The organism is Raoultibacter timonensis, assembly GCF_900240215.1.
In the GTDB taxonomy this organism is placed as follows: domain Bacteria; phylum Actinomycetota; class Coriobacteriia; order Coriobacteriales; family Eggerthellaceae; genus Raoultibacter; species Raoultibacter timonensis.
Genome location: NZ_LT964679.1, coordinates 2,034,769 through 2,047,231 on the forward strand (window position 1 = coordinate 2,034,769; position 12,463 = coordinate 2,047,231).

The window sequence follows — 12,463 nt, forward strand, 5'->3', positions numbered from 1 at the left end:
AAGGAGACACGAGAAACCATGGGGACACAGCCATCAACAATCAACCGTCGTAGCTTCATTACCGGAATGCTCGCTACAGGCGTAGCATTGAGCACGGGAGCGCTTGTCGGATGCGGTGGGGAGCCGCGGAATGCGCAGGATTCCGCCTCAAACCCTTCCGCCCCAACGAGCAAGGATTGGACCTCGCCACCTTCGCCTGTCGAAAACGGCGAGATAGCCGAGACGGTGGAGGCGGATATCGTCATCATCGGAGCGGGAACCAGCGGCATCCCCGCCGCACTGACGGCAGTCGAGGGGGGCGCAAAAACGGTTCTTCTCGAAAAAGGCGACACCTACTTCGCCGCGCCAAACTGGTTTGCGGGAATAGGCAGCCGATACCAAAACGAACTTGGCCTCACATTCGATCGGAGCGAGATAGTAAACGATCTCATGTGGTATGCCAGCCACCGCGCTGACCAAAGGCTCATCAACCTCTGGTACGACAACAGCGGAGAAGCAATCGATTGGTACGGCGACGAATTGGAAGAAAGCGGATCGCTCGAATTCGCCGTCGAAACGGACAGCAAAAACACGGGCGGAAAACACGCAAGTCCCCCTGTCGCGCATGTACCCGTAGAAAAACCCTACAAGGAAATGCAGCCGAACAAGATGGGTACAAGACTAACCCATCCGGTATTGCTCGATAAGGCGGTAGCCTTAGGGCTTGATCTTCGCTACAAAACCCCAGCGGTTCAGCTCGTCAAGGAAGACGATCGGGTCGCAGGCGTTATCGCGAAAAACGAAGCGGGCGAATACGTGCGCTTCCTTGCAAGCAAGGGAGTCGTACTTGCTTCAGGAGGCTACTCCGGCAACCGCTATCTCATGGAGAAACTCAACCCCGATCAATCCCAGAATCTAACGAACAACCCTCAAGACAACGGTGGCGACGGATTCAAAATGGGCGTATGGGCAGGAGGAGACTACGGGCGATGCGCTTGGGTAATGAGTTCAGACCGAAGCACCGAAGGAGGCGGATGGACCCCCGGCAGCCAACCTTGGCTGCGCGTCAACAAATTCGGAGAACGGTTCTGCAATGAAGATGCACCCTATGACTTCGGCGCAAACGCGGGAGCCATGAACCCGGGAAACGATTGGTGGAACATCTTCGATTCCAAGTATTGGGATGCAATGACAAAGTATCATACCACGATCTGCTCGCGCATGGTGCCCGCTCCCGGTGCCGTCTGCACTACGCTCGTACCCACAGACGCCGACAGCTTCTTCGAAATGCACATTGCACCGCAACTCGAATCGGGAAACATGGTTCAGGCCGACACGCTTGATGAGCTCGCGACGAAAATGCAGGAGAAAAGCCCCGATATCACTGTCGAATCGCTGGCCAAAACCCTCGAACGCTATAACGAGCTATGCGATAAAGGCGTTGACGACGATTTCGGCAAGATCGGATTCCGCATGGTCGGCGTAACCGAACCGCCGTACTATGCCATGCACATGATTACAGGAGAGACGGGACTTGCGGCCCTCGACGGTCTTCGTGTGAATACAAACCTCGAAGTCGTTGACGCCCAGGGGAATGCAATTCGAGGCCTTTATGCGGTCGGCAACGATCAAGGGGGATTCTATGGCATGAGTTATCCCTGGTACTACGGCGGTTTGCACGCCGGGAAAAACCTCACCTTTGCCCGCTTGGCGGTAAAACACGCCCTTCGCTCGTAGACGATGACCACAGGGGCTGCATCTTCCCGATGCAGCCCCTGTCCAGGCGAACTCGCCGCCCACCCCGATACGGGGCTTATTCCACGGATGCGCTCGTTATACCCACGTTCGGGCTGTTCGGATATTCGAAACCCTCACCGGGGTTCGCCGGCGGCTCGACCTCTTTCGTGATGCGCACCTCGACGATATCGCGAACAAAGTAGCTCGCCGGCGTACGCGTCATCCACAACTGGTTGTTGCCGCCGACCGACGCAGACAGGTCCTCGCCGTTGATCTCGTAGGAGATAACCCCGTGGCGGCCGATGGCATACCCGAGCGGCATCGCCTGCTCGAACCCATCGGATGAGACGAACGTAATGGTATTCGCACCATCGTTGGCATCCGCGCGCTCCAACAGGTAGGTCACGGGGATACCCTTCACATCAGCGGTTACGATGGCTGCGCCGTCTGCGGGGTTCGATCCGCATGTGCACGACATCAGGTCTTCCACGCTCTCCTCGGAGGCCATGTCGTCGACGGTGGCCGTAAACTCGTTCCGCACGTCGCCCGTCACCTTCAGTTTCCATCCGAGCGGGTTGTCCGCGGAGAAATCGGCCACCGAACCGCACAGGTTGGCCACGGCGTTGCGGAACAGACTCGCAATGCGCCAGTTCGGCGTCACGGTCGTCTGATCCCAGGAAAACTCGCCTTCGCTCGCTTGAGCGCCCGAAGCGTCTGCCGCGTCCTTCGAACCCGCAAGAGAAGATGTACTCGAGACCGTTTCCTCAGCCTGCGCGGTATCGGCAGTGAACATCGGCGCAGCGCCGCCCATAAGCAGCGAGGCGGCGGCCACTCCGCTTAACGTAATACGCTTGTAGTCCTTCATAGTGCTTCCTACCTTACCGTGAACATGTAATCAGTGGTGTACGTCGGCGCATGTTCCGCTCCGTCGGAACCCAGCGAGAATGCGCGAATCTTCAGGTGATACGACCCCGCCTCTTGCGGCGTGTAGTTCATGCGCCAATAAACCCAGCGGTCGATATCGGAGTTCGGTGTTTCCATGGTGATCCACGTCTTGCCTCCGTCAAGCGAGTACTCCACACGCGTGATGGGCTCGGTATAGGCATCGGCGTAGCCCTCGAACGTGATCTCCTTTCCAACCTGGTCCTCGAACACCACGCCCGTGGGATAGTTCAGGACGCCCGCATTGGGATAGAACACCACCTCGGGATCGGGCGTAACGCTCGGGGCGACGTTGGTTCCGTGGCGCGGGTGCGTCCACAGCTTATCGGGATCGTCCTCGGTTGTGATGCTTATGGACGTCACGTATTTCGGGAATTCGGCCCCAGCAGCGCCGCCTCCGACCCATACAGCCACCGGATAGCCTTGCGACGGGCGCAGCGTCTCGCCGTTCACTTCGAGCACGAGCATAGCGTCTTCATCCAAATACTCGATCGGCATGAGGTTGCCGAACCCATCGTATCCCTTCGGGGTATAGCCGTTGGCCCCCTCAAGCGGTTGCGCGAACTCGATAACGTCCTTCAGGGGAATACCCGTCACCTCAGCTTGATAGATCGTACCCTGCCCCGTACCGTTCACGTTGCAGTGGTTCTTCAAAACGGCCGTTACGGTACCGAACCGCTCCTTGAGTTCAGGGAGCGTCATGGTGACGGGATTCGACACGTCGCCTTTGATCTCGATCGTCCAGTTCTCGTACACGGTCGGATCGATTTGCGTATCGTCGTTGGTCCACTCGGCAGGCTCTGATTTGATCGTCTTGTAGAATTGGTTCTCAAGCGGTGTGATGGTATCTTGGTCGTAGGATACCGTTGCCCCGGAATCCTTGGCGGCAACCGTCTTGTAGCCCTTGAACAGATCGTACTTGGCAACATCCCAGAGCACGAACTCGCCGTCATCGTCGATATGGTGGCACGACATGCAATTGCCGCCCATATCCCCGAACATCTCATTGTTGAAATGCGTCTGGTGGATGTTGTCCTTGAGCTTGTTCGCCGACGGCTGCCACGTATCGTGGCACATAACGCAGTTTTGGACTCCCTGCTCCACCGGATATCCCATCATTATAAGGCGATGATAGGTAGGCTGGTTCATCTGGGCGTCTTCGAGCGTCTCGTGGCACGACAAGCATCCTCGATCCTCAGCATCGAGCCATGCAACGTTGTACCCCTTGCTGTCTGCGGGAACGGGCTGTATTTCGAAACCGTTGCGATCGGTGTATACCGACGGCTGGTTGTTCTCGGCATTCGCCGCTTCCTCCTCCTCGTGGGAGTAAATATCGGACAGCTGATCGATATTGTCAATCAGGCGCCCCTCGTCGCTGTACCCGATCTTGCTGCCGATTTTTCCGTCGACGAAATTCAGATTCTCCGCAGCGCCACCAGGCTCTGCCGCCTCGCTCGTCGCTTGCTGCGGAGAGCAGGCCGCCAGCGCCGCAAGCGCACAAACGGCACATGCGGCGGCCAAAAGAACGGCCTTCTTTTTCCGTATCATATCCTTTCCTTTCTTCTCCTCGTTTCATCGCGATCCGTCCGGCTTCCGGAAGCCCCAAGGGGTTGCCGTTGCATCCGGCGAGCGCACGATTGCCCATTGTAGAGAGAAGGAAACGCCGCAACCATCGTCCAAACACCCGATTCATGGCCCAAGGCCCACAGCGCAAAGCATCCTCCCATAGGGAGGATGCTTTTCGGATAATCCCACGTAAGATGCCTCGTCGACACCTTTCTGCGTCAATCGCCCAAATTAAGAACCTTGTCCATAAGCTGCTGTCGGTCGCTTACGCCGACTTTGACGTAGATATGCTGCATATGCGTCTTAACCGTACTGGCGGCAAGCGTAAGCTCGTCTTGGATCGCCCCGCCCGTACGCCCCTGAACAAGCAACAGCAATACATCCCTCTCGCGCGGGGAAAGGCCGTACTGGCTGGCAACCTCGTCGCAGCGTTCGTCGATAGCGCGTGCGAGAAGCTCGCTCGCCGGCTCCCCGATCTCCACGCCCGCCCCATCGGACGCAACACCCTCGCAGACAGAATCATTGTCCGGATCGCCCGGAATGCGCGTTTCGACCGATTCGGAACCGCCCTTGAAAGCCCTCGCATCAAGGCGATCGGGAGAACGTCGGCCGATGCACGAGCACACCATGAACACCATGAACAGTGCGTAGATGACCACGAGGATGAAGGCGCTGCCCACAGCGTTCTCCCCCGTAATAAGCACCACCCAGAGAATGGATGCCGCCGCGTACACGGCGCCCGCCAATCCGATCATCCTGTTTGCGGGAACGTTCAGAGCGTCGATGGCAACGGCGACCGTCGACCAGAACAGCAGCAAAGCGAACGGATCGTTCACGTTGACGATGCTATCCAGCAAAAACGACGGCACAGCTGACAGCGACGAGCGCAGCGCCGCCACGACCAAACTCGCCATCACCAACAGTATGCCGAGCTGAAACCGCATGGCAACGGGATGTTTGCCGGCACGAATAATGGCAAAGTAACCGAACAGGCCCAGCGAGACGATCTGAAACGCCACCGTAAACGCCACCGACCAGAACTCGAGCCCGATCGTATGGTCGGTGCCCCACATACCCGATATGCTGCATGCGCGCACGACGGAAAGCAGCAGCGCGATAGCCACCACCATAACCATCAGATACCGGCGCTCCCCCGATCCCGTATTCGCCGTGCGAGGAAGGGTGGGCACGCCGAACACGCTCCGATCGCCGACGGTTTCGGTCGCCGCGTTACGTCGCGCAGCAGCGCACGACAGCTCGAACATGAGAGCGGAAACAAGCGGCAACGCCATGGCGACCAGCACCTGAGCCTCAAGCGCCATGGTGGCGTCGAGTGTTGCAAGCGCTATCTGGCGCAGGGGAAACGCCGCAGCGAAAGACCACACCATGCAGGAAAGCCCCTGCGTCATAGAGAGCAGCAAGACAAAACGCGATACGAACCAGAAGTAGCCGAAGCCCGATGCCACTATGCCCACGACGGCAATCGTGCGCTGATCGAAGAAATCCTGGCGAAACGAAAGGGCAAACGTCACCGCCCCGGCAGCAGCCACCAAAGGAAGCACGTAGCGCAGTACGGCGTCGAAGCGACGTGCGCGCTTCGGGATAACCATGCACACAACGGCGCAAACTAAGATTCCGACCAGCCAGAACACCCGCGCGTTCGCCCAATCGCCCAACCCCGCCGAAGCCAGGAGGAACCCCGGCGAATGACCCATGAGTTTGCACCACAGGATAGCCGCCGTTATTCCAAGGGTGGCGAAAACTCCCGGACCGACCGGCATCGATGAAACTCTTTTGGCGTACATCATTCTGATATGTAAAGCTCGGTAACGGCGGCTTCCGGGCTTTTGCGGCCGTCCTCCGTAACAGAGCGAACCTTGAGTTGATAGGCGCCCGCTTCTTCGGGCTTCCAGGAAAAGGTCCAGTGCACCATGAGGTCGGGACTGCTCTTTTCGGTGGAATGGCTCACCCACGAATTGCCTCCGTCGAGCGTAAACTCAACGGCAACGATATGGCTGCCGAAATCGTCGGCATACCCCTCTAGCGTGACCGTTTGGCCAACTTTTCCTTGAACCGGAGCTATCATATTCCCCCACTTCTCACAACGGATCGTATTCTCCCACACCCCTACCCCAAAGGCAATAAAACCCTTAGGCGCCGCACGGATCGTTCGGTGCAGGCAAAGGGAGCCCGTCGCGAACGCATAGGGAACCGCACGGGAGTCGGCTCGCGTACCCGATTCCGCCCGTCCGGTACTCAAACGCAGGCGGCGGGACCCGAAGGCCCCGCCGCCTGAAGCGCCTGGCTTTGCAAAAGCCGCATCCCCGCTGGTAAAACGCAACTGGACAGAAAGCGATCGAATAGGAACCGCCCTACGCAATCGGCTCGTCGAACGTACCCATGATCTGCTTGACTGCAAGAATGCCGCCCGTCGCCGCGCGCGACAGAGAGAAACCGCCGAACCCGACCACCGGATAGTCGTAGCCGAAGAACGAGCCCTGCACGTTGCCGGAAACGTACAGGTTGGGCACCGGCGTGCCATCCTCTTTCAGGGCCCGACAGCGCTCATCGCTCGCCAAACCGCCGCACACGGCCAACTTGCCAGGCATACGCTCGATCGCGTAAAACGGCGCATCCTTGATGCCATTCCATACAAAGAATTCGCTGGCCATGCCAAAGTCCTCGTCGTTGCCCTTATCGACGAGCTCATTGTAGCGATCGATCGTCTTCTGCAATGCGGCCGCATCGAGACCCGCCATGCCGGCAAGCTCTTCGATCGTATCAGCTTTCAGTATCTGCCCTGCCTCGACCGCACCATTCAAGGCTTTTTCGTCAGCCGGACGGCCTCCGTTAGTGTAATCGAACGCATGCTCGAGTAAATGCGAATCGATAATCTGAAACGCACGGTGTTCGGGCTGCATCGCAACGGCGGTCGCAAGCGCTTGGTAGCCGACGTTCTCGTTCGTGAAGCGCTCCGCGTTGACATTAACATGGAGCCACGGCACCGCAGAGAAGGGTGCAGCCCCTTGAGGGAGCGGTGTCGGGTCGAAATGCATCATAAGCCCGACCGACGGGGTGTCCATCTTGGCTCCGGCCCACATACCCATTTTATGACCGTCTCCAGTGTTGGTAGCTACGGCGTGCAGCGTGGGCATACCGAGCATAACGGGGCAGTACGCCTCGAGCATCTCGTCGTCGTCCGAGATGTCGCCCGTCGCAAGCACAACGCCTTTCCTGGCATTGACCTGTACGTACTCTCCACCCTTTCGCTCGCCGATCGCACCGGTGACCGCGCCCGATTCGTCAACGATCAGCTGTACCGCAGGCGTGCTGTAAAGGAAGTTGACGCCATGTTCTGCCGCCTTTTCGCCCATGGCGGCATACAGATCAGCGAATGCTTTGTACCGCGTCGAGAGATCGTCGTCGTACAGCCAACGGTAAGCAACGTAACCATCGACGATGGCGGGCGACGCCTTCGGCTCGGGAATGTTCTCGATGATGAGCTTGGAGCACTCGCCCGTGCGCTCGAGAACGTTCTTCACGAGTTTGAGATTGGCCTTTCCGTTCGCAAGATCGGCGAACGCCTGCATCGTCGTAGGGATATCCCATTCGATGCCCTGTTCGGTTCCCCATTCGTTGTTCCAGGTGCCGAAGCCCTGCCCATTTGTTTGGACGGTCGCCTCCTTCTGCATGACAACCGTGTCGATGCCCTCAAGCCCCGCATACATCGCAGCTGGCACACCAGCGGCTCCTGCTCCGATGATCAGCACATCGCAATCGATCGTTTCCGCAACATCGGTGATGGGATCGGGCTTGACCGACCAGCTCCAGCGGCCCTTCTCGCCACCCGCAACATCCGCCGTCGGCGCGTCAGCCTTTGCCGGCGAACCGCCGCCCGCGCAACCGACCAATCCGGCGCCTGCCATTACCGTACCGGTTGCAAGCGCGCCTTTGAGGAAGTTCCTCCTCGAAATCGTTTCCTTCATGATTCCCTCCTTACTGGGTATGGATCTGCCGACCGCACGTTCACATCCTGAGCCGGCAGACCCATCGTAGGAGCCACGGAGTGTTCGCGCATCATCCCGCAGCACCCAACACGGGGGGATTTCAGAATCGCCATCTCCCCCCTCGGGGTAAAAACGGGGGGATTTCGCCTCGCCCGCCGCGCAGCGCACCGCATCTGTCCTATAATCACTTGAGTTGATTTACGCGATACAGGGAGGTTCGCGTGATCCGAGATGGCAGCAACAAAAAGTTGCTCGACAGGATATGGGATAAGATTCCCCCGACCCCGTTCTGCTTTCTGGGTATGGGGATATTTCGCGTATGGACGGGTACCGTCAACGACAGCGCAGCGTTCCCCCTCGTTGATTTCAGCGCCTACGGCTACTTCGACATCGTGACCGCAGCGTTCCTGCTGTGCCTTGCCGCCCTCTCGCGCTGGATCGTTCCGCTGTGCAGGAAGCCGTTCATCTTTCCGCTGACGGGTTTTTTCATGATCGCCTGCGCCTGCATGCGATTCTACACCGTGCTGCACCCCGAGCTTGCAGCTACGCTGACAACGCCTGCGTTGTTTCTCGGCGCATTGGGCGTCGGTCTCATCCTGATGCTCTGGTCGGAATTCTACGGTTGCATCAACCCGCTGCGCGTCGCACTCTACTACTCGGCGGGAATCATCGTGAGCGTCTTTCTTCTCTGGATATTCAAAGGCCTTGCCTTCTACTGGCTGTGGGCCGGCACCTGCATCGTCCCCGTCGTCTCGCTCGGGTGCCTATGGCGCTCGTACAAAACGCTGCCAGAGGATGAATACCCGCACGCAAGCTGGGGGAAATTCTCGTTTCCCTGGAAACCGATTCTCGTCGTATGCCTGTATTCATTCGCGTTCGGACTTCACGAGAGCATCTTCCACGGCTATTTGAGCTACAGCTCGGGGGAAGGGGATCTGTTTGCGGCTTTGTTCGTGTACCTCGGGATCATGCTTCGCCGAGAGACGTTTAACTTCTCCCTCATCTGGAAGCTGGCAATGCCGCTCATGCTGCTCTCCCTCGTGCCGTTCGGTCTGCTCCTACCGGGAGGATCATGGCTCACCGATGTGAGCGCCGTTGCAAGCTACACGCTCTACACCATCCTCATCGTGGTAATCCTCAGCAACCTATCGTATCGCTACGGGGTCTGCGCGCTGTGGATATTCGGCATAGAGCGCGCCGTAAGACTGATCGCCGTGCAAGCGGGCATCGGTGCCAGCCAGTTCATCTGGGCCGCCGACGCGCCGCAAAGCGCAGCCTTCGTGCCCACCACCGTGATCATCGCCGTCATCATCGTGATCGTAACGAGGTTCTTCTTCTCGGAGAAGCAGCTCTCTTCGCCATGGGGCGTGCTGCTCGAGCAGCCGCTCGACAAGAACCGCGAAGCCTACCTCGAAAAGAACCGCATCGGCATGAAATGTCGCGAGCTCGCCAAACAATACGACCTCACCACGAGGGAAGAGGAGATTTTGCTCCTCCTTTGCCTGGGCAAGAAGCCCGCAGCGATCGAAGAAGAGCTCTATGTGGCGAAAAGCACGGTGAAGACCCACATCAAGCACATCTACCAGAAAATGGGCCTTCACTCGCGCGAAGAGCTGTTCGAGCTTGTCGGGGTTAATCCGCGTTGCTACGGAACCAGCCCAAATACTCAACCCTGATGGGAATGCCCAGCCGTTCGGCCATCGCGCGCAGATCGTCGTCGGTCACCGCGAAGTCGATCTGAGCGCCCCCGTTCGCTGCACGCGCGGTCAGATAGATGCCCGCTGCCTTTTCGAGCGTGTGCATGAGGCCGAACGCGACATCGAGGCTTGAACCCGTCGCAAACACGCCATGCTGCGCCCACACCACAGCCGTATGCTCCTCCATGGCCTTGCTCGTGGCAAGGGCGATATCCTGACTTCCCGGCACCATCCACTCGACCATGCCTACTCCCCCTGGAATCATGAACATGCACTCGGTCATGCTCTTCCACAGGGTAACCGTCAAATCACGGCTATCGAGCTCTTCAAGCAACGTGAGCGAGATAAGGTTCGGGGTATGGGCGTGGTATACTACACGGTTTTCTCCCGCCGTCACCGCCTTGCGTACGGCATGGATCATGAAGTGGCTTGGAAACTCACTGGTGGGCGCACCGTTCGGCAGGCCCCACACCAGACGCCAGGCATCGCCCGCAGGATTGATCTCAACGATGCCGATGTTCTCGGAGGGATCGAGCGGGATATTGCGAAAATGCCTGCCCGCACCGGTTACCAAGAAGAATTCGCCGCGCAGGCTGTCGGCTTGGATGCCCATAGGTACCCAAGCGCCAGGCGTTTCGTTGAAAAACGAACGGCAGGCCGAAACGTCTTCGGCCTTCATGCGGTAGCTCAGATTGCCGCCGTTGCTCTCATGCCAACCCTGGAGCCATCCGTCGTGGCAGGTGCGCACGAATGCCTTGACGAACGAGCGCTGTTCAATCGAAGTCTCCGAAACGACGGTGCGGGCTTTCGAAATCCCCTTGTCGAACAGACGGGCTGCATCGTCGAAGAAACTTTGCGCACCCGACGGCTGCGAACCTTGGGAGTTTTGCGAGTTGTTTTGGGGGTTGTTTTGGGAGGTCTGGTTATCCATGCGGTCTCCTCGGCGTCAGACGAGACCCGGGCATCGGCGCGGGTCGTTTGCCACCATGGTACCGCACCGATCGAGCCGCGCGCTACTCCTCGGTGCACCTCGACAAAAACGCCTTGGTACGCACATGCTTCGGATCGTTCACGAGGCTTCTCGCATCGCCCTCTTCAACGATCACGCCACCCTCCATGAAGATGATGCGGTCGGCCACGTCGCGGGCGAAGTTCATCTCGTGCGTCACGATGACCATCGTCATATGCTCGGCAGCCAAGTCGCGGATGACCTTCAAAACCTCCTGCGTGAGCTCGGGATCGAGCGCACTCGTCGGCTCGTCGAAGAACAGCACGTCGGGGTTGAGCGCAAGCGCCCGCGCGATGGCAACGCGCTGCTGCTGGCCGCCCGACAGCTCGCAGGGCACCATGGTTTCCTTGCCCGTAAGGCCCATTTTGGAGAGCAGCGTGCGCGCGTGCGCCTCGACCTCTTCCTTGGGGCGCTTCTGCACATGGATCGGCGCATCGACGATGTTCTTCAGCACCGTGTAGTGCGGGAACAGGTTGAAGTTCTGAAATACCAGGCCGAAGCGCGTCTTCGCTTCCTTCTGCACAGCCTTATCCGCGTACACGGCCCTGCCCGCCGCGTCGTTTTCGGCCACGACGAGACCCCCGTACGAAAGGTTTCCGCCATCGAGCGTTTCGAGAAGCGTCATGCAGCGCAGAAGGGTCGATTTGCCGCCGCCCGAGGGGCCGATCACGGCAACGACCTCGCCTTTGGCAACGGTGAGCGAAATGTCCTTCAACACCGGCGTGTCGCCGAAACTCTTACGTGCGCCCTCGATCGAAACAACGGATGCAGCTTGCGCCATGGTGGTTCTCCTCGCGTCCTTCGGGTTAATCGTGGTAGTAGTTGAGTTTCTTTTCTACACGGGTGAGTATCATCTCCAGGATGAAGTTGAACACCCAGTAGATCACACCGGCAACCAGATACGGGATCATGCTCACCTGCGAAGCGGCAAGCGCCTTTGCCTGCGAGAACATCTCGGCGATACCGAGCACGAACGCAAGCGAGGTGTCCTTGACGAGCGTGATGATCTCGTTTCCCATGGCCGGGAGAATGCGCTTGACCACCTGGGGCAGCACGATCTTCATAAACGTCTGGGCGCGCGAGTAGCCGAGAACCGATGCGGCCTCGTACTGACCACGCGGGATCGACTGGATGCCGCTGCGGTAGATTTCGGCGAAATACGCCGCATAGTTGATGATGAACCCGATCGAGCAGGCGATGTACTTCCAATCGGGACCCATCTGGAGCCCGAGCAGGTAATACGGGCCGAACATGAGCGCCATGAGCTGCAGCATGAGCGGCGTTCCGCGCATGATTGAGATGTAGATGCGCACGATCCAGGCGATCGGTTTGATCTTGCTCATGCGCCCGAGCGCCACTACCACGCCGAGGGGCAGCGCCCCGATGAGCGTGGTGAAGAATATCTGAGCCGTAAACAGCAAGCCCGACAGCAAGATCCCCATCATCGTACCAAAATCCACGGTGCAGCCTTTCTAAACGCAGCTACGGGCGAAGGTAAGCACCCTCGCCCGTTTCCGTATCGTAGG

General features: G+C 58.7%; 10 protein-coding genes. 2 read left to right on the top strand and 8 right to left on the bottom strand.

Annotated elements, in window-relative coordinates; genetic code table 11:
• The first annotated feature begins 18 nt into the window (after window positions 1-18).
• Complete coding sequence (locus tag C1722_RS09020; RefSeq protein ID WP_102378934.1) at window positions 19-1,716, top strand: FAD-dependent oxidoreductase; 1,698 nt, start codon at window positions 19-21, stop codon at window positions 1,714-1,716.
• A gap of 76 nt (window positions 1,717-1,792) precedes the next feature.
• On the opposite strand, the gene C1722_RS09025 is transcribed toward C1722_RS09020, so the two are convergent.
• The 5 genes from C1722_RS09025 to C1722_RS09045 all read right to left on the bottom strand — a co-directional run bounded on the left by C1722_RS09025 (window position 1,793) and on the right by C1722_RS09045 (window position 8,210).
• Window positions 1,793-2,581 carry a molybdopterin-dependent oxidoreductase gene (locus tag C1722_RS09025; protein ID WP_102378935.1) on the bottom strand — a complete coding sequence of 263 codons (789 nt, stop codon included), beginning with the start codon at window positions 2,579-2,581 and terminating at the stop codon, window positions 1,793-1,795.
• 8 nt (window positions 2,582-2,589) lie between these two features.
• Window positions 2,590-4,206, bottom strand: coding sequence for a molybdopterin-dependent oxidoreductase (locus C1722_RS09030; RefSeq protein ID WP_102378936.1), 1,617 nt, complete (start codon window positions 4,204-4,206; stop codon window positions 2,590-2,592).
• Between the two features lie 236 nt (window positions 4,207-4,442).
• Window positions 4,443-6,005, bottom strand: a complete 1,563-nt coding sequence (locus C1722_RS09035) for a helix-turn-helix transcriptional regulator (protein ID WP_180995108.1) — start codon at window positions 6,003-6,005, stop codon at window positions 4,443-4,445.
• Between the two features lie 23 nt (window positions 6,006-6,028).
• Window positions 6,029-6,310: an Ig-like domain-containing protein gene (locus C1722_RS09040; RefSeq protein WP_102378938.1), complete on the bottom strand. Its 282-nt coding sequence runs from the start codon at window positions 6,308-6,310 to the stop codon at window positions 6,029-6,031.
• 286 nt (window positions 6,311-6,596) lie between these two features.
• Window positions 6,597-8,210, bottom strand: a complete 1,614-nt coding sequence (locus tag C1722_RS09045) for an FAD-binding protein (protein WP_102378939.1) — start codon at window positions 8,208-8,210, stop codon at window positions 6,597-6,599.
• Between the two features lie 242 nt (window positions 8,211-8,452).
• Between C1722_RS09045 and C1722_RS09050 the strand changes: the two genes are divergently transcribed.
• Window positions 8,453-9,907 carry a helix-turn-helix transcriptional regulator gene (locus tag C1722_RS09050; RefSeq protein ID WP_102378940.1) on the top strand — a complete coding sequence of 485 codons (1,455 nt, stop codon included), beginning with the start codon at window positions 8,453-8,455 and terminating at the stop codon, window positions 9,905-9,907.
• On the opposite strand, the gene rhaD is transcribed toward C1722_RS09050, so the two are convergent.
• The 3 genes from rhaD to C1722_RS09065 form a co-directional block, all read right to left on the bottom strand.
• A complete protein-coding gene (gene rhaD / locus C1722_RS09055; protein ID WP_102378941.1) occupies window positions 9,864-10,859 on the bottom strand; it encodes a rhamnulose-1-phosphate aldolase in 996 nt (331 codons plus the stop codon). The two genes, C1722_RS09050 and rhaD, sit on opposite strands and share 44 nt — an antisense overlap.
• 82 nt (window positions 10,860-10,941) lie before the next feature.
• On the bottom strand, window positions 10,942-11,718 hold the full coding sequence (locus C1722_RS09060; RefSeq protein WP_102378942.1) for an amino acid ABC transporter ATP-binding protein: 777 nt from the start codon (window positions 11,716-11,718) through the stop codon (window positions 10,942-10,944).
• A gap of 25 nt (window positions 11,719-11,743) precedes the next feature.
• Window positions 11,744-12,397 carry an amino acid ABC transporter permease gene (locus C1722_RS09065; RefSeq protein ID WP_102378943.1) on the bottom strand — a complete coding sequence of 218 codons (654 nt, stop codon included), beginning with the start codon at window positions 12,395-12,397 and terminating at the stop codon, window positions 11,744-11,746.
• Window positions 12,398-12,463: the final 66 nt, after the last annotated feature.

What these genes read in the sequence shown, in the direction of transcription:
- C1722_RS09060 (WP_102378942.1), bottom strand. Translation starts at nt 11,718, where the DNA reads ATGGCGCAAGCTGCATCCGTTGTTTCGATCGAGGGCGCACGTAAGAGT.
- C1722_RS09040 (WP_102378938.1), bottom strand. Translation starts at nt 6,310, where the DNA reads ATGATAGCTCCGGTTCAAGGAAAAGTTGGCCAAACGGTCACGCTAGAG.
- rhaD (WP_102378941.1), bottom strand. Translation starts at nt 10,859, where the DNA reads ATGGATAACCAGACCTCCCAAAACAACCCCCAAAACAACTCGCAAAAC.
- C1722_RS09020 (WP_102378934.1), top strand. Translation starts at nt 19, where the DNA reads ATGGGGACACAGCCATCAACAATCAACCGTCGTAGCTTCATTACCGGA.
- C1722_RS09045 (WP_102378939.1), bottom strand. Translation starts at nt 8,210, where the DNA reads ATGAAGGAAACGATTTCGAGGAGGAACTTCCTCAAAGGCGCGCTTGCA.
- C1722_RS09025 (WP_102378935.1), bottom strand. Translation starts at nt 2,581, where the DNA reads ATGAAGGACTACAAGCGTATTACGTTAAGCGGAGTGGCCGCCGCCTCG.
- C1722_RS09035 (WP_180995108.1), bottom strand. Translation starts at nt 6,005, where the DNA reads ATGCCGGTCGGTCCGGGAGTTTTCGCCACCCTTGGAATAACGGCGGCT.
- C1722_RS09030 (WP_102378936.1), bottom strand. Translation starts at nt 4,206, where the DNA reads ATGATACGGAAAAAGAAGGCCGTTCTTTTGGCCGCCGCATGTGCCGTT.